Genomic DNA, 24387 nt, shown 5'->3' with positions numbered 1-24387 from the left:
AGTCCTTTGGTTTCTCGAATGTAGCAGCTTGGATAGGAGACCGGGAGGATATTATGTGTCAGCTGGATAGCATATCAGGCGGATCTGAATGTCGGATTTAGTGCTTTAAAGGCTGTATAAGACTTATTGTATGATGTACCAACAGGGCCATGTGGCTTGAGCTGCTTTAAGAAATTCAAGCTCTTTAGCAGCATAAGTTTATAGGCTGGCAGCGCCACTTTCTTCATAGCAAGCATGTCCGCTATTTCGTCGCCCAATAAATAACGCATCAGGCCAATGATATCATCAGCAGTTGCTTTACTCGTATTGACCGACATAATGTGGTTGACGAGTGATTGTGTAAGTTCGGCGCCATGGCTTGACGCACGAAATTCGCGGTTCTTGATGGCGAGGTCTAAATTATCTGCTTCCCGTTTATTTTTGGGAATGAGGTCTTCGTCCAGTCCCATTAGATAACCTATCACTGACCATACATGCAAAAATGCCTCTTCGTTCTCTGGGGACACTTTAATGCCCAACTTCTTCATACCCCGGGTCACTATTAAGGAAAAAGACAGATTGGTGCCTGCCATATCTTCCTGATTGATAGGTGTCCCCCAGGTATGATCCCATTTTTCGCTTCGCAAGGTATGGTACCGTACCGCGGCGTGGATAATACGGATCTTCAAAATTTCTGTATACGCACTCCCTGTTTCCTCATATGCATCGGGTCCCATGACTTCCCAGACAAATATGGCAGTATCAAAAAGCCGCTTAGTAGTCTGCCTAGTGATTAGCTCTGACAGGTACAATACCATCGCACCGTTTGCCGCTGTATAGCAATAAGGCAAGGACAAAAGGCCGAGCAGGTTCATCACCATTTCTGAATGCCGAACAAATAATGCCGAACCTCGCCTCATGAGCTGTTGATCGGCCCAGGCGGGCAATATGTTTGCCTGTTGAATAAATTTAACATCAGGGTAATGGTTTTTTATCCATTCAAGTTCGCTTTTTCCAGGCTCATTGCCCAACCATTTTCGCAGGTCCGCTTTTTTAACGGGATCGGCAAATACTTCCTGAATAAAATGGTCGGCAGCAGGATCTGCCAGCAATCTTTTACTATTTAAAAATACATTATTATTAATTCCTGGAGCCAACGTCATTAAAGTGCATTACAGTTAAGACAATATAACGTTTGTAACGGTATAAAAGTTGTAGAAATTAATTAGTTTCAACCTTTACATCCTTAAACATGAAAGGATTGTCGCTGATCCTCAACGCTTTCTCACTTGCAGTTATCACGTTCCTGAGGGTGACCTTTTTGGTTTTTACATAGGGGTACTTTTCCTGGTAGGCATCGTCTGTCATTTCCGGATTGAAATTGCTGAAAATGGCAGGCCCCTGATAATTGTCCGGATGCGCGGAGTCGTCAATCCGGAGATTTTCAATGGTGATCAGTTCCGGCATATAGCATGTATAGCCGAAATTATGCTGACCTGAATAGGATCCACTTATCAGGGATGCACTGATCGGTTTGCCGCCGGCCGGTACAAAGACACAGTTGCGGATCACCAGTTCTCCCTGCCATGTACTGCCATAGTCGGAGCGCAGGTTGACAAAGCTCCTCCCGCGGATGGTGGAATTCTCAATAGTAAGGCGTCCGCTACCAATGGCATTGATTCCCATGTGTCCAAGTGTTGAGTTGCGAATGGTGGCATTGGCAACTCCCTGGTGGGCATCAAACCGGGAGAGGGTACAGCCATCGTAAAGCAGATTTTTGCAAAAGTTTGAACCCAAAATACCCCAGTACTTGGTGTCGTTGATGTCATTGGTCTGGCTGCAGTTCACAAAAGATATGTTAAGCGCACGGTTTACAGAAAGATCGTAGGTGCCCATTGTGACAGGTTTGCCCGCTGCACCGATCGTACTATAGGTTCGGTGTCCGGTCAGAATGGTATTTTTTATGGTTACATAGGCACAGTCGTTGATGTTGATAAAGCCGCCATATGGCGCACCATGGTCTCCTTCGCCCCGAATGTGGTGTTGTAGCCCTTCAACAAGCACGTGAGATCGTCTGATTGTGACGTTCCGGCTATAATAGGCGTAGTTTGATTCAGCTTTATTGGCAATTGTGGTGAAATGGCCTCCGGTGATCTTCAAAAGATCCTCATCAATGGGCAGAGCGGTGATATCCGTGATCTGTTCGAAATCCCAAATGATCGGGGCGTTCATATCTACATTGCCGTTTTTGTCTACGACAAAGATATCGGTCTGTGAAGAGCCATTGTTTTGGTTTAGCCCAAACCTGATGTATTGTTTTACGTTGGAATTCGTGACCGTGATTAAATAAGGGCCGGGTAAAGGCAGGTCGATTTTTTTCTGGTTCTTCTTTAATGAGGATATCGTTTTCAGTTTAAACGGTTTAAGACCCGAACTCACTGTGAAAACTGGCGCATTGCGGTTTTTTACGTCGGTGTCATCAATGATGAAGGCGGCTGTTCCGAAATCAGTATTTGTCTCGATAACTGCCGTGCGCTCCTTCCCTCCAATATAATAGGTGGCTCCAGCGTCTGCTTTAACCCGAAGGTTGAACAGGTTAGCAAAAGCATGAGTTGCCGCAATCACATCTATGTCATCCGTCTTTCCGTCACGTTTGGCACCGAAATCACTGTATCGGACCAGTCCGGCCACTTTAAATTTACGAATCTCCCCCGGTGATACATTGAGGGTCAGTTCCTGCTTTTCGTTGGTATAAACCGCGGTTTTCTGTTCCTCGTCGGTAATCACTACATTATTTTTTTTCTGTGCCTTCGTTACCAGTACACAGCTTAAAAAGAGAAACATTAGGAGTATATACTTCATAATAGGAATTAACGTGCTTTTTAATCTATCGGACCATTACTGTTAAGTAGTAGTTTTTAACTTCTTCATTGAATTCATTGATAACAAGGGCGCCTGGGCAGTTAAGCCCGCTAACAAACATAAGAATTTCTGTGAAATAGGAGGCGAAATGCTGTTGAATTGAAAACATTTCTGTATTTGAAATGTTTTTAAGGTATGACAAATACGACTCAAGTTATACTACACGCAGCCAGATTAGGTAATCTGGAAGTTTTAAAGGAGTTGATCCGCAGGGCTGAAGACCTGAATGTAAGAGATGAAAAGGGATATACGCCTTTGATCATTGCCAGTTATAATAATCAATACGAGGCGGCAAAATTGCTTATTGAAAATGGCGCGGATGTGAATGGTGCGGATCTGGGAGGAAATACGGCTTTGATGGGGGTGGCCTTTAAAGGTTATGACCGGATTGCCAAACTTCTAATCGAAAACGGCGCAAACCTGGATCTCCAGCATGGTAATGGCGGCACAGCGCTGATGTTCGCGGCCATGTTTGGCAGGCATGAACTACTGAAAATGCTTTTGGAATCTGGTGCCAGTAAATTTTTGCTGGATGTTCGTGGTCTCTCTGTGTATGATCTCGCCGTTCAACAAGGTAATGCTGAAGCGATTGCGATCCTGGATACAGCAAATTAGTGTTAACATTTATACTATTAAAAAGCGCCTGTGTTTTTCAAAGGCGCTTTTTAGTTAAGCGGGTACTTTTCTTGGTTTTTCACGTTCCCAGAATCTGTGGCCGGCGATAGCAGCGCGGAATTTACTGGCTAGTACAGAATGATCATTTTCTACAATCACACCTTCCTCAGGTCCTTTTATAAAACTTGCATTCAACAAGGGAAGCGCCTCCTGATCGGCAGCGATGGCTTTACAATGTTTGTATGCTTCATTGATGAAATGAACGGCATTTGGTTCAGCAAGAAGGGCCTCCACACTGTTCTTTCCGCCCGGAATGTACACGGCATCAAACAAAACGGATGCTGCAGTAAGAAAGCTCTGGTCTGCAGTTAATTGGTATTTTCCTGAGGTCAGGACATTTCCCAGGCGCGGGGCAATGATCTCGGTAATGGCACCTTCGTTTTCCAAAGCTGCCTTTAGGGAACTGATTGCATCTCCGTTCACCCCATCTGCTGCCAATATCGCTATCTTACGGCTTTCGATGGTATCTTTTACGGTATTTGCCATGCTCAGCGCAGCGGAGGCTTTGATTTTACTGCTGCCCTTGCGCGACTGATAATCTTCTTGTTTTCCGTCTGCAGGAACACTGCCATTGACAGGGAAGGAAATATTTTTTGGTAATTCAATGCCGAGCCCATAAGCGACTTTCTTTGCAAGGGTATCGTCTATTTGGAAGAGGATACTCAACATGCGCTCACGAATTGTTACCGTTTTCACTTTACCCAGTTCGAAGGTCAATGCATCAATGATATGGTTCTTTTCAGGTTCAGACTGGCTGTTGAAAAATAAAGTTGCCTGGCTGAAATGATCAAAGAAACTGTCGCTTCTGGCCCGTATTTTTCTCGCATCAATGCGTTCAGCATAACTGGTGAAACCTCCATCTTCCTCTTTTACCTGTGCCGGATCATTGTTTCCCAATGAATTTGGACTATAGCTGGTTTTTCCTTTGTTGATGGTCTGTCGCATGAAGCCATCACGCTGGTTATTATGTACAGATACTACGGGCCGGTTGATCGGGATCTCATGAAAATTGGGCCCGCCCAGGCGGATCAGTTGTGTGTCGGTGTAGGAAAATAATCTGCCCTGCATTAAGGGGTCGTTTGTGAAATCGATACCGGGAACGATGTGTCCGACATGAAAGGCAACCTGTTCTGTTTCTGCAAAGAAATTATCCGGATTCCGGTTCAATGTCATTTTACCAATACGCTGTACCGGAATCAATTCTTCAGGAATTAGTTTGGTCGGATCAAGCAGGTCAAATTCAAACTTGAACTCATCAGCTTCAGGGACAATTTGTAGTCCGAGTTCCCATTCAGGAAAGGCGCCGGATTCGATGGCATCCCAAAGGTCACGGCGGTGGAAATCAGGATCTTTTCCCGATATATTCTGTGCTTCATCCCAAGCGACCGAGTGGACACCCAATAACGGTTTCCAGTGAAATTTCACAAAAAAAGCTTCACCCTGCTGATTGATTAACCGGAATGTATGGACTCCAAAACCCTCCATCATTCTGAGGCTTCTCGGGATGGCACGGTCGCTCATTGCCCACATAATCATGTGCGCAGATTCTGGCATTAGTGAGATGAAATCCCAGAAAGTGTCGTGCGCAGATGCTGCCTGCGGGATTTCATTGTCCGGTTCAGGTTTGACTGCATGGATCAGATCAGGAAATTTCATGGCATCCTGGATAAAGAACACCGGCATGTTGTTGCCCACGAGGTCAAAATTCCCCTCCTGAGTATAAAATTTAACAGCAAAACCCCGGACGTCCCTGGCCAGGTCGCTGGAACCTCTTGATCCAGCCACCGTAGAGAACCTGACAAAGACAGGTGTTTCCGTTTCAATATCATTCAGAAAATGTGCTTTGGTAAATGCCGACTGGCTTTCATAAAGTTTAAAAACTCCATGTGCGCCCGAGCCGCGTGCGTGTACAATCCGCTCAGGTATCCGTTCATGGTCAAAATGGGTGATCTTTTCCCTGAGGATAAAATCTTCCAGCAGGGTAGCCCCGCGCTCTCCCGCTTTAAGCGAGTTTTGATCATCGCTGATCTTAACGCCATGATTGGTCGTCATTTGCTCATCCGTGGCATCAGCTGTGTGCGGCAGGAGCTTCTCGGTTTTTGCATTTTCAGGCTGTGGGACGAGCTTTTTATCGATTGCAGCTTCAGTCCCTTTCTTCGGAGGTGTGTTTTTCTTTGACATTTCAGGTATGATTTAGGTTGTTTAATCAACCAGGTGTCAAAGACAACATTACCTGTTTACTTTTGTTTAAAAAATTCAATATATTTTATGCAAGGATGACTGAAGGATCTGATACTTCCAAACCATTTACCAGCTCATTTATGCTGTTTAATGTGATAGTGGCAATCTGAGATAATGCGTCTTCGGTGAAAAATGCCTGATGGCCGGTAACCAGCACATTAGGGAAACTCATTAGACGTTGAATCTTATCATCTTCGATAATGCTGCCGGACAGGTCTTTGAAAAATAATTTTTCCTCCTGCTCGTATACGTCAATTCCTAGATAAGTAACATAGCCCGATTTCAATGCAGTAATCACATCATCCGTATGCAACAGTTGACCGCGGCTGGTATTAATGATCGTCACACCTGGCTTCATAGTTGCAACCGTATCCTTGTTGATCAGGTATTTATTCTCGGTGGTTAGCGGGCAATGAAGCGAAACAACGTCTGAGGTGCTAAATAGTGCTTTAAGTGGCAGATATCGCACACCCATTATGATCAGTTCTTTGTCTTCAAAAGGATCATGGGCGACAACCACGCAACCAAAGCCAAGCATGATTTTACAAAAAGCTTTTCCAATCTTTCCGGTTCCAATTACGCCTATAGTCTTGCCATGAAGGTTGAAACCGAGCAAGCCGTTAAGTGAGAAATTTTGTTCACGCACACGATTGTAGGCTTTGTGTGTCTTTCTGTTCAATGTCAGTAGCATTGCTATCGCATGCTCTGCCACTGCTTCGGGAGAATAAGCGGGAACCCTGCATACACGAATGTTATGAGTTTTAGCAGCTTCCAGATCTACATTGTTGAAACCTGCACAGCGCATGGCAATTACTTTAACTTTTTTAGAGGCCAGAACCGCAATCACTTCGGCAGTAAGCCTGTCGTTTACAAACGCACATACCACATCGGTATCTTCGTCAATTGCGTTGACAATGTGAGGTCCTAGATGTGTTTCCCAGAACTGAAGTTCAAATCCGTATGGTTGATTGTGACGGTTGAAGAAGTCTTTATCGTAAGTTTTTGCAGAAAAGAATGCGATTTTCATGTTGTTCATATTTATTGATTTCCGCCCTAGTTTTCGTCCCTGGGCTGATCCTGGAGTTTTAATGGCTACCCATCATAATCGATATTTAGATTGTGTCTGTCTAGGAGGCCAATCAAATTTCTTAAACCGAACTTTGCTTTTTTCATTTTGTTTACATCCGGGGCGATGCTAAAATTTCTTGCAATCCTAAAATCAAATCGCACTTTTCCAGTGTAGTTCCATTAAATTCGGCACCAAATAGGTCGCTGTCATTAAATGTACTCCCGATATTGGTAAATGTCTTGTCCTGGTGTAGTACGGCGTGTTGTTCGTTGTTCATATGTGTTTAAGCGGCTTTTTTTGCCGGAAATACAGGCATGTAAAAGTAATCAACGTATCTTAAAAATTTCTAAATATATTTGCCGCAATTACATTGCCAAACTGCCATTATGTATCAAATACTGCTTCCTCTACACGGTCTGTTTCGCTGGTTGGTATTGATATTTCTTATCATTGCTGTTTTTAGGGCGTACCGGGGCAGGTTTAAAAAGATACCCTTTTTAAGTATCGACCATACTATCAGGATTATCACAGTAAAAGTTGTTCAGATTCAATTTTGCATTGGTATCGTTTTGTATACAATAAGCCCCCTGGTGAGGTATTTTCTTCATAATTTTAACGAGGCAGTACACCTGAGAGAGATCAGGTTTTTTGGAATGGAGCACATTACCATGATGTCAATAGCAGTAGCAGTCATTACTATCGGATCAGATAAGGTAAGCAAGGCGACAGACGATCAGCAGAAGTACAAAGTTATGGCTATCTGGTTTACTGTTGGCTTATTGCTGATATTAACCTCAATTCCATGGTCATTTTCACCACTGACCAGCCGGCCAAATTTCCGCATGTTTTAGTGCATTATTTTTTCACATTGTATAAATGATATTGTTTCATTGGATAGTTCATGACTTTCGTTATTTAATCCATTTCATCTGAAAGGTATCTGCATTAATTTAGCTAGCTGATAAACCAGATATCATTCCTATATTGAAATCCTTATGAAGCCTTTATTATTTACATCATTTATTTTAGCATTATCCTTTAATTATTGTGTAGCCCAGTCGTTGGTGCCGGCTACTACACCCAATTCGGCGCAGCAAGCGATGATAAAAAGGGGATATGGTATGTTTATTCACTTTGGTATCAATACGTTTAACGATACAGAATGGTCTGATGGTACTTTACCGATAGAGAGTTACAACCCCACAAATCTTGATCCTGAGCAGTGGGTACTGACTGCAAAAAGAGCTGGTTTTAGGTATGTATTGCTGACTACCAAACATCATGATGGATTTTGCCTGTGGGACAGCAAGTATACGGCGTATGATGTGGACTCATCTCCGGTTAAAACAGATGTGGTAAAAGCCGTCTCAGACGCCTGCAAAAAATACGGGATCCAGTTTGCGGTATATTATTCTTTGTGGGACAGGAAGGAGCCATCCTATAAGGATAAAGACCCGCAAAAATACATAGACTACATGCTTAACCAGTTGACTGAGTTATTTGAAAATTACGGCACCATTGGTGAGCTGTGGCTGGATGGGGGCTGGGATAAAAAACCGTCCGAATGGGGGATTGACCAGGTTTATAGTTTGGTGAAAAAATACAATCCCAACTGTGCTGTGAGTGTGAACCATACGATTGTAAATGAAGAAGGAAAGCGCAACTATACACCTCCAGCCAATATGACTGAGGACAACAAGTATTTCTTTCAGTATTTTCCTTCCGATTTTCGTTTGTGGGACCCTGAACTTGCAACCAAAAATGATAAGAAGCAATACCTGCATAACGGAAAGTCTTATTACCTGCCGTTTGAACATACCATTTGTATAAGTAAACGGCTGAACTGGTTTGAGAAATTAGAACAATTACCCACCAGGGATCTGGATGAACTGGAAGAATTGTTTTACTGGTGTACGGACAATGACAATTGTCTGGTGATGAATGTACCTCCTGACCAAACCGGACAGATACGGGAGTATGTGGCCAATACGGCAATAGCATTGGGTAACAGGCTTAATTTGTCTTTGACTAAAGCCCTGCCTAAAAATGGTAAATTTATTTCGATGAATAGGCCGGTTACTGCCAGCAGCGTTTGGGATGATAAAGATGGGCAATATGCAGGCAACGCAATAAATGATGGTAAGATGAGCAGCAGATGGGCAGCGAAAGATACTTTAGTGAATTTGGAAATTGAGTTAAATCCCTCAGATTCATTTAATAAGATCAGTGTTTTTGAATACCAGGATACGAAAAGACTGCCTGATGGATTTTCTCAGATTAGGGTATCGCGGATTCAGCAATACAGCATTGATATTTTGCAAAATGGACAATGGAAAGTCATTTATCTGTCGGATGAACCAATGGGCGATTGTAAGGTGATCAGACTGCCGTTTAGTTACCGGGCCAATAAGTTGAGGTTAAAAGTGCTCAAAGCAACAGCGCCACCTTCAATTTATGAACTGAATGTGATTAATTTTTCCGGAAAATGGCGCTGATGATTTGATGAAAACAAGTCCGGAAGCATCATGTATTTTCCTTTAAATTGAATAAAAAATCATTATTTTAGGCCGATTTTAATCGAATGAATCTATCAACCGAACATGATTGCAAAAAGACTGGAGGGTATTAGTGAGTACTACTTCTCCCAAAAACTGAGGGAAATCGAATCCCTGAATAAAGAAGGTAAGAACATCATTAACCTGGGAATCGGCAGTCCCGATCTCCCACCACATCCTGATGTGATCAAAACCTTGCAGGAGGAAGTCGCAAAACCAGGCGTAAACGGCTACCAGGGATACAAAGGTATCCCTGCATTGCGGCAAGCTTTTGCAGACTGGTACCAGCAGTGGTACAGGGTCACGCTCAATCCAGACACTGAGATCCTGCCGCTTATCGGTTCAAAAGAAGGCATCGTACACATTTGCATGACTTATCTGGATGAAGGCGACGAAGCTTTGATCCCAGATCCGGGTTACCCTACCTACGGAAGTGCGGTCAGACTGGCAGGCGGTAAACCGGTAAGCTACATTCTACAGGAAGAGCGGAACTGGTATCCCGACCTGGAAGCCCTGGCCACCACCGACCTTAGCAAGGTGAAATTGATGTTCGTCAACTATCCCCATATGCCTACCGGACAGCGGGTAACCCCTGGCTTGTTTGAAGAACTGGTGCACTTCGCGAAAGAAAACAACATACTGCTGGTGCACGATAATCCATACAGCTTTATTCTGAATGATAATCCATTGAGTCTTTTGGAAGTACCGGGGGCAAAAGAAGTGGTACTCGAACTAAATTCACTCAGCAAATCGCACAATATGGCCGGTTGGCGCATTGGTGTGCTTTGTGGTTCAAAAGAACGGATTGAGGAAGTGCTCAGGTTTAAGAGCAATATGGATAGTGGAATGTTCATGCCACTGCAACTGGCCGCCGCAAAGGCCTTAAGCCTCGGTGCGGACTGGTACGGTCATATAAACAGCATCTATGCAAAACGCAGGGATAAGGTCTACGACATCCTTGATGTGCTGGGCTGCAGTTACGAACGCACTCAGGTAGGGCTGTTCATCTGGGCAAAAATCCCGGGTCAATACAAGGACGGTTACGCCCTTAGTGATGAAATCCTGTACGGGGCAAACGTTTTCCTGACCCCCGGCGGTATATTCGGGAGTCAGGGCAACCGCTACATCAGGATCAGTCTCTGCGGCGACCTCTCCAGGTTTGAACAGGCGATAGACCGGATCAGTAAATCACGTATATAATATTAACTTTGAATAATGAAGATAGCAGTAGTCGGCCTCGGACTTATAGGTGGTTCCATGGCTTTGGTGTTAAAACAGAAAGGTTTTGCCACTAAAGTATTCGGTGTAGATAACCAGGAGGCAAATACCCGGAAGGCACTGGAACTTGGAATCATAGATGAAATCAACGACCTGGACAGTGCTATTGCCAACAGCGACCTGATTATATTGAGTGCCCCGGTGAGTGCTTGTGTTACCCTGTTGCCCCTGGTACTGGATCGGGTGGACCACCAGGTGGTGCTGGATACCGGCTCCACCAAATCAGCCTTGCTGGAGGCTGTAAAGGGTCATCCAAAAAGAGGACGGTACATTGCCACCCACCCAATGTGGGGTACAGAATTCAGCGGACCCGAAGCCGCTACAACAGATGCCTTCACCGGACGGGCGAATGTGATCTGCAACGCGTCAGAATGTGATAAAGATGCGCTAGCGACTGCGGAACAGGTGTATACCCTGCTCGGCATGTACAATGTCTATATGGAAGGGAAAGACCATGATGTACATGTGGCCTATGTGAGCCACATTTCGCATATTACTTCATTTGCCCTGGCCAATACAGTACTCGAAAAAGAGCGGGAAGAAAATGCCATCTTCGAACTGGCCAGTGCGGGTTTTGAAAGTACCGTCAGGCTGGCAAAAAGTAGCCCGGCAATGTGGATGCCTATATTCAAGCAGAACAAGGAAAATATACTCGATGTACTAAACGAACATATCTCGCAACTCAGGAAATTTAAATCCTGTATTGAGAAGGAGAATTGGGAATACCTTACTGAATTGATGGAACATGCGAATAAAATTAAGGATGTCCTGGATAGGAAAGAATAAATCACTTTGACTTTTTGTATCAACCTTTTTGCGTATTGTATCAATTTACAAGGATACAGACCGTCAGGCCGGCGCCAAGTAGAAAATAATATTAGCTTTGATTTACATATATTAAATTATGAAAAGAGCATTATTTTTCTCAGCATTATTGTTTTCTAATTTTCTGAACGCGCAGGTGAGCCCGCAATCAAGTCGCAATTCCTACGAATTCAACCGTGCTCCACTCAAACAGGACGTTTATGTCCAATTGCCTTTAGGAAGTATAAAAGCCAAAGGATGGTTGCTAAAGCAACTGGAATTGCAAAAAGATGGATTTACTGGTCATGCAGAAGAACTGTATTCCGGAAAGGATGATTTAGGTCATGAGGCAGATTGGTTAGGCGGTTCTGGGAGAAGCTGGGAAAAGGCACCTTATTACTTGAAGGGGGTAGTGGCGCTGGCTTATACGCTGGATGATACTGGTTTGAAGATTAAAGCCCAAAAATGGATTGACTATACTTTGGAACATCAACAAGAGAGTGGCTTGTTCGGTCCGGAAAATATGCAGGACTGGTGGCCAAGAATGCCTTTTATGTATGCTTTACAGAGTTACTACGAAGCTACTAATGATAAAAGAGTGATTCCATTTCTGGCTAAGTACTTTAAATATCAGCTGGCAAATTTAGATAAAGACCCCTTAAAGGATTGGGGGAAGGCCAGGGCAGGTGATAACATGGAAATCGCTTTGTGGATGTATAATAAAACTGGTGAGCAGTACCTATTAGATCTGGTCAACAAACTTAAAGTACATGCCTATCCATGGGCTGATATTTATACCAACAATCAGTTCCTTTATTTTGGCAAAGACTATCATCCCAAGCACATGGTGAATGTAGCCCAGGCTTTGAAATTCCCAGCTGTATATTCACAAGTTGACCCTTCACCTTATTATGCTGAGGCGATGCAGAAAGGAATTGATCACCTGATGCATGATCACGGCCAGCCGCAGGGCTTGTCCGCAGGCACTGAGTTTGCTTCTGGCAAGAGCTCTGTTCAGGGTGTAGAAACATGTACAGTTGTGGAATGGATGCAGAGTTTGGAAACAGCAGCCAGAATAAACCACAATACAGATATTGGTGATCAGTTGGAAAAAGTAGCTTTTAACGCACTTCCTGCTCAATTCACAAAAGACCTAAAACACCATACCTATTATACCCTGCCAAATCAGGTGGTAAGTTTACCGGGTACTCATGGCTTTAATCAGGATTATGGAAATGGTATAGTGCCAAGTCCTTATAGCGGATATCCATGCTGCAGGTACAATATGCATATGGGTTGGCCATATTTCGTTAAAAATAGCTGGTCGGCAACTCCTGATGGCGGACTGGCGGTAATTGCTTACGGGCCAATGGAGGTAAATGCTGTTGTAGGACAGAATATACCGGTTAAGATCGATGCAGAAACCAATTATCCATTTGAAGAGCAAATTCGTCTTACAATAAGCTTAGATAAGCCGGCTTCATTTCCATTAAAACTTAGAATTCCTTCATGGAGCCAGAAACCTACAGTGAGCATAAACGGCAAATTAATAGATGGAGTAAAGGCAGGGAAGCAATTTATCATAAATAGAGCATGGAATAATAATGATAAAATAGTGCTTAACTTTCCAATGCATGTAGCCGTAGTGAAAAATCAGGTAAATAATGGGGTAAGTATAGAACGCGGCCCTCTATTATATGCATTGAAGATAGGGGAGGACAAAAAAATTATAAAGGAATATCCTGTAAAGGGATTTTATGAAAGTGAAATCTCAGCACTTACTGCATGGAACTACGGGTTGGTGTTAAACGGCAAATCGCCTGAGAGGGATATTGTTGTGATAAAGTCGCCCATGCCGGAAAATCCCTTCATTCAGGCACAAACACCTGTGCAATTGAAAATCAAAGCGAGGAAAATACCATCGTGGACGTTGGATTATAACAAGACTGCGGCTTTTGATGTACCCTTTAGTCCGGTAAATTCTGATCAGAAAACAGAAGATATTACTTTGGTCCCTTTTGGTTCGGAAAACTTAAGGCTTAGTATTTTTCCTACTATTGGCAAGTCTGATTTTACAAGTAAATCATATAAACAAACGTTCGATAATAATACCGCAAAAGGACTTGTGATTTATGGTGGCTCATGGTTTTACAGGGATAATGCCATTCATACCGCGCTTAATGAAGACGGAAGTTCGGGTGGGGGTACTAAGGTTATTGCAACTGCTACGCAATTTAAGGATTTCGTTTATAGTGCAGATGTGACTGTTGGTACGGCAGGTGATGCCGGGCTGGTTTTCAGGGTGACTGATCCGGCTATAGGTTCTGAAGCCTATAAGGGATACTACCTGGGATTGAACCCTATGACTGGTGTGATTCAATTAGGTAAATCCAGTAATAACCGGTGGATCGTTATCTCCTCTTCAAAATACCCTTTGAAGATCAAAGACACTTATAAAGTAAAAATAAAGGCAGTTGGCGACAAAATAGAGGTGTATGTAAATGCGGATAATAAACCTGTTATAACTGCAACAGATAGCGAGTTTAGCACAGGCAGTATTGGTGTGAGAGCATATAATGCGATGACCACAGTGGATAATATTGAGGTGCTGGATATTCATTATAAATAATATTTTTCAATTTTCTTTTATATTTACATTCATGAGAACCACCTATTTTTACTTTGTCGCTTTTCTTTTTCTTTGTTCCTGTGGTGTAAAAAAGACCGATTCCGGTACCACTACTTCAAATACAGGACAATCTGAACTCTTGAATCCTGCTCTGCCAGGGGATAATCCGGATCCTTCTATTATCAGGGTTGGAAATACCTATTTCGCGACATCTACCACCAACGAATGGGCGCCTTATTTTACCATTTATAAATCTACCGATTTGAAAAACTGGAAGTTGGTGAACCATGTATTTCCGGAAGGGTTTAAAGATATGAAAGATCAGTGGGGAGAAAACAATTTCTGGGCTTCTGAATTGGCCTACGATGCTAAGCAAAAGCGTATATATGCCTATTATACTGCTCATAACCGTGCTGTGAAAGGCAATCCTGGATTACAATGTGGGGTAGCCTGGATTGACGCTGACAAGATTGAAACGGGCAAGTTTACCGACAATGGCCCAGTAATCATAGAAGATGATTGTGGTGCAATTGACGCGTTTGAATTTCAGGATAAGGGAAAGATCTATGCATTCTGGAAAAATGACGGAAATGGCTGCGGAAAGGAAAGCTGGATCTGGATGCAGGAGATTAACGAATCCCGTACCCAGTTACTTGGAACAAAAAGAAAAGTGTATACCAATAGTCAGCCATGGGAAACGTCACTTGTAGAGGGTGCATGCTTTTTTAGAATGGGCGATTACATCTATAGTATGTATGCTGTGGGTGGATGTTGCGATGCACAATGCAATTATAAAACCGGAATCGCAAGAACCAAGGATCTTGCCAGCGGGGTTTGGGAGAAATACAGTAAGAACCCGATCATGTCGAGTAATGAAAAATGGCGCTGTCCAGGTCATGGAACAGTAGTTGAGTCAAAAGAAGGGAATTTCTATATGATCTACCATGCATTTAACAAAAACTACGATGTCTTTGTGGGCCGTGAGGGGTTGATTGAAAAACTGACCATAGCGGAAGATGGATGGCCGGTGCTGCACAATGAGACTACTGCAAACAGGCCAAAATCTGAGCTTGATTTTGAGGATAACTTCACAAAAGACAAGGCACTGAAATTGGAATGGCAATGGCCTTCGAAGTTTGAAAAGCCAACCCATTCTTTTAATAAGGGCTTAAATTTGCGTGCTTCAGCTACTAATCATGGCTTGGGTTCATTCCTTGGTCAATATATAAAAACAGTAGATTTTACCGTCAGTTCTACGGTTTCTGTGACCAAAGCTGATGCAGGAATTTGTCTGGGCGGGACAATCTTTAAGAGCAAATGGCCAGGTGAATTAGGTGCGCTTGGTGTTTCTGTATCGACAAATGGGTATAAGGTATTCAATACTTTTGATGGAACTTACGAAATACTAAAACAGGCCGATGGCGTGGTAAATGGAGAGGTGGAGCTGAAAATGGAGGTGGGAGACAACTGCAAACTGATTGATCTGTACTATAGAACTCCTGGTCGGGAGTGGATTAAATTGTACAGCCATGTATTTAATCCAGCTAAATACGCACCATGGGGTATGGGTTACCGGATTGGCATTACTGCTAAGGGTGATCTGGTAGACCAGGCAGTGTTCAAAAATTTCCTGCTCAAAAATAATTAAATTTAGCCTTTAGCTGCTTTGCAGATTTTAATTTTTAATGCCTCAGCAGGATTTTTAGTAATGATGTTGTCAAACTCCTGCTGGGTTATCCCTTTTTGTAGCAAAGCGGATTTTAATTTAGTGAACAGGGAACTGTAAGGGTAGGTATTTCCATTTTGATAGGGATTGAAAACACTGAGGTTGCCTGCTTTTTCTACACTGAAGCCATCGTCATGGGAAATGAGCAGCCTGTGCAATAATCCTTCTCTTTTCATGCGGGTGATAAAGCCGGTATATTTATCCAGTGAGCTGGCTTGTTCGTTTACACCGTCGAGACTGATCCAGCAGCCTTTCTTTGCCAGTTCGATCTGCGTATCCCCGCTCACATCATTTTGGGCATGTACCCAGATCATTGCTTCATGTCCTATACCCTCTTTAACTAGTATTGCAGCTTCTTCTCTTGCAGCTGCGGCATCTCCGGTATGGATAAAGATCTTCAGGCCACTGCCGGCATGGGTAATGGCCGCCGCCCGAATCATTTTTTTCTCAATTTCTTTTAATGGTCCTGCGTCAACACCGAGCTTGATAAATCCCGGACGAATGCCTGTACCGTCTATTCCATTTTGCCATTCGCTGAGCCACCTTTGCGCAATCTGTTCAGCACGTTCAATAAATGCATGTTTTGGCAGGTATTTATGTCCGACTGCGGCATAATAACCAGTATTGGTAACCATGTGTAAGCCACTGGCGAGCGAAAGCGCCTTTAACAGTATTACATTTCGACCAATATAGGCAGGAGTACATTCAACGATGCTGCTAACACCGGTTTTTTTTAATTCAAGCAGGTAGGGTAGCAGCTTTCTGATTGCCTCATTGTCAGTATAAATGGGGATTAGATTTTTTTCTGCACCCGCAAAGTCAGTGATGATGTGTTCATGCGCTAAAGTAACTCCAAGCTGGTTGATACCTATTGCGCCGTTTACAGTAACAATAAAATCTTCATTTGCAGGTTGAAATAACCCGGCACCGGTTAGCGCCTGTGGATATAGATAAGTAATGCCAGCAATACCGGATAAAGAAATGAATTTCCGCCTGTTCATTTATGAAATATAGCAAAAAGTTTATTAGTTTTATCAGGACTAATCTATTACTATGAGATATTTATTACTGCTATTGCTCACTTCCCTTTCTTCTATGGCCCAAAACAAGGATGCTATTCTCGGGAAATGGATCAATTCAACCGGAGAAGCGCATATAGCTATTACAAAAAGAAGTGATAAATACTTTGGCAAACTCGTGTGGATCAAAGATCCTAAAGGAACAGAAGGAACACTGAAAACAGATCTGAAGAATCCTGAAGCCAGTTTAAGGTCTAAACCTATTTTAGGCATGGAGATCCTGAAAAATTTCGTTTATGACGATGGTAAATGGACTGACGGAACTATATATGACCCTAAGTCGGGTAAGACTTACAGTTGCAATATGTCCATCAAAAGCAATGGGGAGCTCAGTATGCGAGGCTACATAGGTATATCTTTAATCGGCAGATCTGAGGTCTGGAAACGGGTAAAATAATGAAAAAATACATTATTTATTGTCTTTTATTGCTTTCCATAAACAGCTATGCGCAAAGCTATCACCTCAAACCACTTACTTCAGGTGAAAATACCAGTATAAGAGGCATGTCTGTTGTTACAGATGAAATCGCCTGGGTAAGTGGCAGTAACGGCTCCATTGGTAAAACAACAGACCGGGGTATGACCTGGCAATGGACGAAGCCTGCCGGCTATGAAAAACTTGATTTCAGAGATATAGAAGCATTTGACGGCAATAAGGCGGTGGTCGTAAACGCAGGTTCGCCAGCCTATGTGCTGCTGACTACAGATGGAGGCAAAAGCTGGAAGGAATGTTACAAAAATACAGATTCAGCTATATTTCTGGATGGTATGGATTTTTGGGACGCAGAGAACGGCATGATCTTCGGCGATCCTATCGATCACAAAATGCAGTTGCTCAAAACCAAAGATGGCGGACTGAACTGGCAGGATGTCTCCGGAAACCTGAAAACAGAACTTAAAGTAGGAGAGGCTGGCTTTGCGGCTAGTGGCACTACCATCAGGACACATGGAAAAGGCCTTGCATGGATAGCCACAGGAGGTTCCGTATCCAATATCTATTTCACCGGTAATTACGGATATACCTGGAGGAATTTTAAATGCCCTATCATTCAGGGTGAAAGCAGTACCGGAGTTTTCTCCATGGCCTTTTACAACAAAAAGCATGGTGTTGTGGTAGGCGGAAACTATCTTCAGGATAAGCAAAGTGCAAATAATGTATTGCTGACAACTGATGGAGGGAAAACATGGAAGAAGCCCGCAAGACCAGTTGCCGGTTATCGTTCAGGTGTGACCTATATCAATCAGAAAACCCTGGTCGCTACAGGATCATCGGGTACCGATGTATCTGCAGACGGCGGAATGAACTGGTACAATATTTCCGATCTGAATTTTAATGTAATTCAGAAGAGTAAAGCAGGAAAACTGATACTTCTTGCAGGAAATAGGGGCGAGGTATACCAGCTGCTGATCGGTCCTTAATCATTCGGGTTTATGATCAATAAAATTCATCATATCGCAATCATCTGCAAAGATTATGTGATCTCCAAGGCTTTCTATACGGATGTATTAGGGCTGGAAATCATCAGGGAAGTATACAGGGCAGAGCGAAAGTCTTACAAACTGGACCTGGCAGTAAACGGAAATTACATTATAGAACTGTTTTCTTTTCCGGACCCTCCGGACAGACCCTCCAGACCCGAAGCAGCAGGTTTGAGGCATCTAGCGTTTGATGTAGATGACCTGGATAAAGTAATTGCAGAACTGGCTGAAAAACAGGTAACCGCAGAGCCCGTCCGAACAGACGAATTTACAGGTAAACGCTTTACCTTTATTGCCGATCCTGATCAGCTGCCCATAGAATTTTACGAAATTTAATTTTTTCACGAGATATACAATAAAATAAGCATATCATCGTCTATATATGTGAGAGCGTTAATTTAGATAGCGGGGATATGGCGGATTGCTGTATCTCCGTTTTTTTTTAATTCCTTCTGCAATAATCGGCCAAAAAAATAAAGCCAGGTCATCCAACCTGGCTCATTTAAACAAAACTTAGATCTAACCAAACATCTAAAAGATCAGACAATATAGAAATTGAACTGGACGTCAAGGGCGGATTCGAACCGCCGTCAAAGGTTTTGCAGACCCTTACCTAACCACTCGGCCACATGACTATATAACGTATTTAGCATTGCAATGGTTGCCTTTGCTGAAACAAATATAAATAAAGTCTATTAAATTAATAGACTTTATTTTAAAAATATTTTATGTGGATTTTTTCTATAGTAGTGGCAGCTTTCTTTAATATATTAGCGCCAGTTAATCTGACCATTATGAAATTACTTACCATTTTTTTATTTTCCCTTTTGTTCAGTTATCATGCAGGCGCACAAAGCCGACTGGTAAAATTTACAACCAGTAAGGGTGAGATTACCGTAATGCTCTACGACAAAACGCCAAAGCATAGGGATATGTTTCTGAGCAGTATAAAAAGTGGCTTATATAGGGATGCACTGTTTAACCGGGTTATTAAATCTTTTGTGAGTCAGGCAGGAGAATTGGATGAATCTATCCTTGAAAGGGAAAAGCAACATCCTGAATTACCTTTAAAAAGAGTAGCAGCTGAAATTGATACCGCTTTGTTTCATAAAAAAGGGGCACTTGGTGCCGGAAGAAATGACAATCCTGAAAAAAGCTCGTACATCAATCAAATTTACTTTGTCGCTGGTAAAATTCATACAGATGCACAGTTGGATGCTATTGAAAAAAGAAAAGGCAGTAAATTTTCAAAAAAACAACGTGAAGTCTATAAAACCATCGGTGGTACGCCGCACCTTGATGGTGATTATACCGTCTTTGGAGAAATTATAACAGGAATGGACGTTGCGGAAGCAATCAATTCTGTTCAGACCAATAAAGATGATCTCCCTTTGGAGCCAGTTTTGTTTAATATTAAGACGATTAAGAAAAATAGGAGATAGCGGCGTATTTCATCTTACTGTGATAATCCCTGTTTCACGTTTACTGATTTCCAGATCGAAGTAAAAGGTTGAACCAATACCTTCCGAACGATCTCTGAGACGAGGTAAAGACAGATACCAAATCCCGAAACATTTTTTATAGAAAAAACACTTCTGTTTTCTATGTTATATGTTTATAAGTAATAAGTGAAGGTTTTTATCAAAAAAAGCCTTCTTGGAGGAAGGCTTTAGAGCGAAAGACGAGATTCGAACTCGCGACCCCGACCTTGGCAAGGTCGTGCTCTACCAACTGAGCTACTTTCGCGTTGGTATTAAATCCCGTTGTTTCTATAGAGAAATTTCGGGTTGTACTCAGAGCGGGAATCGAACCCGCACGACTTTTAAGGTCACAGGATTTTAAGTCCTGCGTGTCTACCAGTTCCACCATCTGAGCATAATCTATCCAAAAATTCGGATTTGATTAATCTTTTATCAAATACATCCTGGTAAGGAATGTATCAAGAGCGAAAGACGAGATTCGAACTCGCGACCCCGACCTTGGCAAGGTCGTGCTCTACCAACTGAGCTACTTTCGCATTGGTATCCACATTATCCAATGTTTTCCTTTGGCGGGCGCTGTTAAAACTAATTAACCTTGTTCCGTTTGGGATTGCAAATATAAATACTTTTAGATTAACGTCAAGTTATTTTTAATAAAAGTGAAGGGCTTAAGGTAAGTCGTTGTCTTTCAATACCTCCGTAATCAAATCATTTTCAAATCCCTTGCTCAGTAGGTAGGAGACAAGCTTATATCTTTTCTTATAAGGGTCTTTTTCTGTAATCACATTGAGTTTTTTCTCTGCAGCAAGCTTAATTGTATTTAGATAATTATCATAGTTAATTGATTTCAATGCGTTCAAAATCATTTTATCAGGCACTCTTTTTAACTTCAGACCCTGCTTGATCTTTATCTTTCCCCACTTTTTTATGTTAAATTTCCCTGATACGTAAGCCATTGCAAACCGTTCTTCATTTAAGAAATTTGTTTGGATCAGTTCAGCTATCAGCTCTTCTACATCGGACGACCATAAACCCCATTCATAAAGCTTATTGCGGACTTCCTGCTGTGATCTCTCCTGATACGCACAATAATGCTCTGCCTTGGCCAGGGCAGCTCTCCTGTCAAGCTTAACGATATGTTTCTTTTCTGGTTCCAATTAGGTACAATATTACAAAATCCCTGATGAATGTATTTAAAAATCCTGATGATGATGATATTTAATGTTGATTAATTCTTAATTTATTGCTAAAAAATGTAATTTTACCATCAATCGAGAATCATTAAGTTAACTTCTCCATATTTATGGGTTCAAAAAAAGTTTTAAAAGTCGGATTAGACTCTGCAGCGCCATTTCCAATGCACTCAGATTATGATTCTGAGAATTTTGAAGGATTTGAAGTTGATTTAATGAAAGCCATTACTGAGCATCTTGATTTTGAGGTGATATATGAAGTTTCTTTATGGTCAAATATCCTCGAGCAATTATTTAAAGGGGAGCTTGACCTGATCTGTTCTGCAGTCACTGTTACCCCATCCCGCAGGCACATCCTTGAATTCACCAATCCATACTTGCACTTCAGGTTATGTGCTGTTATTAAAGAAGCAGACACCTTGAGAAGTATCAGTGACCTTAAAAATAAGACCATCGGCATAAGAGAAGCTACTGAAGCGGAGAAATATGTTCATGCCAATTTCCCGGGAAACAATATGGTTCATGCAGAAACCAATAAAGAACTTTACCGTAAATTACAGGCAGGTAAGATAGATCTGCTGATTGATGATTCCCCTATAGCCGGAGGGTTTCTTCAAAAAAACAAAAAGCTGAAAGTGGGTCTTTATCTTCCCAATACCGACTCCCAATATGCCATTGCAATGAAAAAAGGAGATGTAAATCTTAAGGAGCAATTTAATGAGGTGCTTACGTTGCTCAAAGAAAATGGCGTATATCAAACCATTTACAAAAAATGGTTTACCGATATCCAATTTTAAGCTTAATTTTGAGGCATGAGCCATGCCAGTTATTCAATTGACCTTATTGCAGAAGTTGTAGGTGCACAATCATTCATCAGTAGCCCCTCCACCATTGCCAAGCTGGTTATCGATAGCCGGAGTGTCATAGATCCTGAGGAATCTTTGTTCTTTGCATTAACCGCCAAGCGGGAGGGACATCAATTTCTGAATGAGGCTTACGATGCCGGGATCAGGAACTTTGTGATCAGCGATGTAAAATTTGTCAAACAGTTTCAGGATGCAAATATTTTGCTCGTTGAGGATACATTGCTTGCTTTGCAGATTTTAGCGCGATACAACCGGGCGCAATACGGACTAAAGGTATTGGCCATTACAGGGAGCAATGGTAAAACAATTGTTAAAGAATGGTTGTATCAGTTGCTTGCCGCAGATTTTAATATCATCCGGAGTCCTAAAAGCTTTAACTCGCAAATCGGAGTTCCTTTGTCAGTATGGCAGATAGAAGAAGAACATACGCTGGGGATATTTGAAGCTGGAATTTCCAAATCGGAAGAGATGGATAGCCTGGCAACCATTATTGATCCTACGATTGGCATCTTAACCAATATTGGGGAGGCGCACGCCGAAGGTTTCTCCTCCCGCAAAGAAAAGCTATTGGAAAAGTTAAAGCTGTTTGAAGGTGCAGAGATGCTTATTTATTCGCCTGAATATACAGAAGGAATAAGTATCAACGACCTGCCTGGGAAAACCAAATTTTCCTGGAGCTACCTGCATAATGCCGATCTTAAAATTCTTTTTATTGAGCCTATAGAAGGTAAAAATTATGTGCGTGCTTTGTATAAGGGCATAGAAATAGAGTGTCTGATCCCGTTTAGGGACCGGGCTTCACTGGAAAATGGCATCATCTGTTGGGCTACTTTACTGGCATTAGGCTATAGTCCAACGGAGGCTGATCTGCGGTTGGAAAAGCTCAGCCTGGTGAGCATGCGGCTTGAGCTAAAAACAGGTATCAATCAGTGTTCTGTGATCGACGATTCTTACAGTGCGGATATTTCTTCACTAGCTATAGCACTCGATTTTTTAAACCTGCAGAACCAGCATCCAAAAAAAACACTTATATTATCTGATTTATACGAGACAGGCAAAGCGGATGAGCTATTGTACGCTGAGATCGCTGCCTTGCTGAAACAGAAAAATTTGCATAGATTAATTGGAATAGGCCCTCATATTACTGCTTCTGCAGGACTTTTTGAGATGGAAACGGTCTTTTTTGAAAGCACACAGGATTTCATTGATAATTTTCCTTCGCTTTCTTTTAGTCATGAGACCATTTTGGTTAAAGGTGCCAGGCGGTTTGAGTTCGAGCGGATCAGCAAACTGATCACCCAAAAGATCCATGATACAGTATTGGAGATAGACCTCAATGCATTGGCCGGAAATCTTCAGTTCTACCGCAGTAAGCTAAAGCCGGGAGTAAAAGTGATGGCTATGGTAAAAGCTTTTTCCTATGGCAGCGGAAGTTTTGAAATTGCCAATTTATTGCAATACCATAAAGTCGATTATCTGGCAGTAGCATATACAGACGAAGGTGTCTCATTAAGAAAGGCGGGCATTACCATGCCTATCATGGTGATGAGCCCCGAGTCCTCGGGCTTTGATGCGATAATCAAGCATAAACTGGAACCAGAAATATATAATCTTGACATCTTAAAAAGCTTTATCAGCTTTTTGGGAGACAATGAATACGACTATCCGGTGCATATTAAAATAGATACAGGAATGCACAGATTGGGTTTTGAAGAGACAGACTTAACTGATCTTACTGTGCTGTTGAATGATATGCATAAGGTGAAAGTAATATCTGTTTTTTCTCATCTGGTAGCAAGTGACAGTAAGGAGCACGACGAATTTACGGCGCATCAGCTGACCCGTTTTACCACTATGGCTGATAGGATAGCTCAGGAACTGGATAGTTCTTTTATCAGGCACATTTCGAATACATCGGGTATATCCAGACATCCTGAAGCCCAGTTGGATATGGTTAGGATTGGAATAGGTCTGTATGGTTTTGACGGAGGACTTGTCAATAATAAAGGCCTGCAGACCGTAGCTGTTTTAAAAACTACAGTGACCCAGGTTAAGCATATCAAGCCAAATGAAACTGTTGGATATAGCAGGAGAGGGGCTTTAAAAGAAGGCGGGACAATAGCGACAGTTAAAATCGGCTATGCGGATGGTTACAACCGTAAATTTGGAAATGGAGTAGGGTGTATGCTGGTAAACGATAACCTGGTGCCTACAATAGGCGTGATCTGTATGGATATGTGTATGCTGGATGTAACTGGATTGGGAGTGAAAACAGGGGATGAGGTGATTGTGTTTGATGGCAGCCTGACCATTGCACAATTGGCTGATCAGATTGATACCATTCCATATGAAATCCTGACTAATATCTCCCAGCGGGTAAAGCGGGTTTATTTTTATGAATAGATTTTGGT

At 42.3% G+C, this 24387-nt stretch carries 20 protein-coding genes and 4 tRNA genes; 13 read left to right on the top strand and 11 right to left on the bottom strand.

The genetic code is table 11. From position 1 onward, the window contains the following. Positions 1-74 precede the first annotated feature (74 nt). Together EZ437_RS16755 and EZ437_RS16750 are read right to left on the bottom strand one after the other, a co-directional pair. The gene (locus tag EZ437_RS16755) at positions 75-1142 is read right to left on the bottom strand and encodes an oxygenase MpaB family protein (protein WP_131597224.1); all 1068 of its coding nucleotides are present in this window, start codon (positions 1140-1142) and stop codon (positions 75-77) included. 58 nt (positions 1143-1200) lie between these two features. Then, positions 1201-2841, bottom strand: coding sequence for a hypothetical protein (locus EZ437_RS16750; protein ID WP_131597223.1), 1641 nt, complete (start codon positions 2839-2841; stop codon positions 1201-1203). 195 nt (positions 2842-3036) lie between these two features. Here EZ437_RS16750 and EZ437_RS16745 point away from each other — a divergent pair, with 195 nt between their 5' ends. After that, entirely contained in the window at positions 3037-3516 is a 480-nt protein-coding gene (locus tag EZ437_RS16745; RefSeq protein ID WP_131597222.1) for an ankyrin repeat domain-containing protein, read from the top strand. A 54-nt stretch (positions 3517-3570) separates the two neighbouring features. Here the strand turns inward: EZ437_RS16745 and EZ437_RS16740 are convergent, their stop codons facing one another. The 3 genes from EZ437_RS16740 to EZ437_RS21650 all read right to left on the bottom strand — a co-directional run bounded on the left by EZ437_RS16740 (position 3571) and on the right by EZ437_RS21650 (position 7163). Further along, on the bottom strand, positions 3571-5757 hold the full coding sequence (locus EZ437_RS16740) for a catalase (protein ID WP_131597221.1): 2187 nt from the start codon (positions 5755-5757) through the stop codon (positions 3571-3573). Between the two features lie 85 nt (positions 5758-5842). Next, complete coding sequence (locus tag EZ437_RS16735) at positions 5843-6844, bottom strand: 2-hydroxyacid dehydrogenase (RefSeq protein ID WP_131597220.1); 1002 nt, start codon at positions 6842-6844, stop codon at positions 5843-5845. A gap of 151 nt (positions 6845-6995) precedes the next feature. Continuing rightward, entirely contained in the window at positions 6996-7163 is a 168-nt protein-coding gene (locus EZ437_RS21650; protein ID WP_165500446.1) for a hypothetical protein, read from the bottom strand. A 109-nt stretch (positions 7164-7272) separates the two neighbouring features. On the opposite strand from EZ437_RS21650, the gene EZ437_RS16730 reads away from it, so the two are divergent. The 6 genes from EZ437_RS16730 to EZ437_RS16705 all read left to right on the top strand — a co-directional run bounded on the left by EZ437_RS16730 (position 7273) and on the right by EZ437_RS16705 (position 15800). Further along, positions 7273-7737, top strand: a complete 465-nt coding sequence (locus tag EZ437_RS16730; RefSeq protein ID WP_131597219.1) for a hypothetical protein — start codon at positions 7273-7275, stop codon at positions 7735-7737. Between the two features lie 144 nt (positions 7738-7881). Then, complete coding sequence (locus tag EZ437_RS16725; RefSeq protein ID WP_131597218.1) at positions 7882-9381, top strand: alpha-L-fucosidase; 1500 nt, start codon at positions 7882-7884, stop codon at positions 9379-9381. 105 nt (positions 9382-9486) lie between these two features. Next, positions 9487-10641 (top strand): pyridoxal phosphate-dependent aminotransferase, encoded by a 1155-nt coding sequence (locus tag EZ437_RS16720; protein ID WP_131597217.1) that lies wholly within the window; start codon positions 9487-9489, stop codon positions 10639-10641. Positions 10642-10656: 15 nt separating this feature from the next. Continuing rightward, positions 10657-11505 (top strand): prephenate dehydrogenase, encoded by an 849-nt coding sequence (locus EZ437_RS16715; RefSeq protein WP_131597216.1) that lies wholly within the window; start codon positions 10657-10659, stop codon positions 11503-11505. 118 nt (positions 11506-11623) lie between these two features. Then, positions 11624-14152 (top strand): beta-L-arabinofuranosidase domain-containing protein, encoded by a 2529-nt coding sequence (locus EZ437_RS16710; protein WP_131597215.1) that lies wholly within the window; start codon positions 11624-11626, stop codon positions 14150-14152. Positions 14153-14183: 31 nt separating this feature from the next. Next, positions 14184-15800 carry a glycoside hydrolase family 43 protein gene (locus tag EZ437_RS16705; RefSeq protein ID WP_131597214.1) on the top strand — a complete coding sequence of 539 codons (1617 nt, stop codon included), beginning with the start codon at positions 14184-14186 and terminating at the stop codon, positions 15798-15800. A gap of 2 nt (positions 15801-15802) precedes the next feature. On the opposite strand, the gene EZ437_RS16700 is transcribed toward EZ437_RS16705, so the two are convergent. Beyond that, entirely contained in the window at positions 15803-16879 is a 1077-nt protein-coding gene (locus EZ437_RS16700) for a phosphotriesterase family protein (RefSeq protein WP_131597213.1), read from the bottom strand. Positions 16880-16931: 52 nt separating this feature from the next. On the opposite strand from EZ437_RS16700, the gene EZ437_RS16695 reads away from it, so the two are divergent. Genes EZ437_RS16695 through gloA2 form a run of 3 tightly spaced genes read left to right on the top strand, consistent with a single transcriptional unit; the run spans position 16932 to position 18772 of the window. Continuing rightward, entirely contained in the window at positions 16932-17354 is a 423-nt protein-coding gene (locus EZ437_RS16695; RefSeq protein ID WP_131597212.1) for a DUF2147 domain-containing protein, read from the top strand. Further along, positions 17354-18376, top strand: a complete 1023-nt coding sequence (locus EZ437_RS16690) for a WD40/YVTN/BNR-like repeat-containing protein (protein WP_131597211.1) — start codon at positions 17354-17356, stop codon at positions 18374-18376. The genes EZ437_RS16695 and EZ437_RS16690 overlap by 1 nt, the downstream gene beginning before the upstream one ends. A 12-nt stretch (positions 18377-18388) precedes the next feature. Next, entirely contained in the window at positions 18389-18772 is a 384-nt protein-coding gene (gloA2, locus tag EZ437_RS16685) for an SMU1112c/YaeR family gloxylase I-like metalloprotein (RefSeq protein ID WP_131597210.1), read from the top strand. Positions 18773-18997: 225 nt separating this feature from the next. On the opposite strand, the gene EZ437_RS16680 is transcribed toward gloA2, so the two are convergent. Next, a tRNA-Cys gene (locus tag EZ437_RS16680) sits at positions 18998-19071 on the bottom strand. A 159-nt stretch (positions 19072-19230) separates the two neighbouring features. Here EZ437_RS16680 and EZ437_RS16675 point away from each other — a divergent pair. After that, positions 19231-19878, top strand: coding sequence for a peptidylprolyl isomerase (locus EZ437_RS16675; protein WP_131597209.1), 648 nt, complete (start codon positions 19231-19233; stop codon positions 19876-19878). A 231-nt stretch (positions 19879-20109) separates the two neighbouring features. On the opposite strand, the gene EZ437_RS16670 is transcribed toward EZ437_RS16675, so the two are convergent. The 4 genes from EZ437_RS16670 to EZ437_RS16655 form a co-directional block, all read right to left on the bottom strand. Further along, positions 20110-20182: transfer RNA gene (locus tag EZ437_RS16670), tRNA-Gly, on the bottom strand. A 44-nt stretch (positions 20183-20226) separates the two neighbouring features. Continuing rightward, positions 20227-20311 (bottom strand) — tRNA-Leu (locus EZ437_RS16665). Positions 20312-20380: 69 nt separating this feature from the next. Continuing rightward, positions 20381-20453 (bottom strand) — tRNA-Gly (locus tag EZ437_RS16660). Between the two features lie 132 nt (positions 20454-20585). Next, complete coding sequence (locus EZ437_RS16655) at positions 20586-21074, bottom strand: regulatory protein RecX (RefSeq protein WP_131597208.1); 489 nt, start codon at positions 21072-21074, stop codon at positions 20586-20588. Between the two features lie 146 nt (positions 21075-21220). Here EZ437_RS16655 and EZ437_RS16650 point away from each other — a divergent pair, with 146 nt between their 5' ends. Next, the gene (locus EZ437_RS16650) at positions 21221-21907 is read left to right on the top strand and encodes a substrate-binding periplasmic protein (RefSeq protein ID WP_131597207.1); all 687 of its coding nucleotides are present in this window, start codon (positions 21221-21223) and stop codon (positions 21905-21907) included. Positions 21908-21922: 15 nt separating this feature from the next. Beyond that, the gene (locus EZ437_RS16645; protein ID WP_131597206.1) at positions 21923-24379 is read left to right on the top strand and encodes a bifunctional UDP-N-acetylmuramoyl-tripeptide:D-alanyl-D-alanine ligase/alanine racemase; all 2457 of its coding nucleotides are present in this window, start codon (positions 21923-21925) and stop codon (positions 24377-24379) included. The last annotated feature ends 8 nt before the right edge of the window (positions 24380-24387 follow it).

The organism is Pedobacter psychroterrae (assembly GCF_004331695.1).
In the GTDB taxonomy this organism is placed as follows: Bacteria; Bacteroidota; Bacteroidia; order Sphingobacteriales; family Sphingobacteriaceae; genus Pedobacter; species Pedobacter psychroterrae.
Note: the sequence above shows the minus strand (reverse complement) of the source record. Positions and strands in the feature narration are given on the sequence as shown.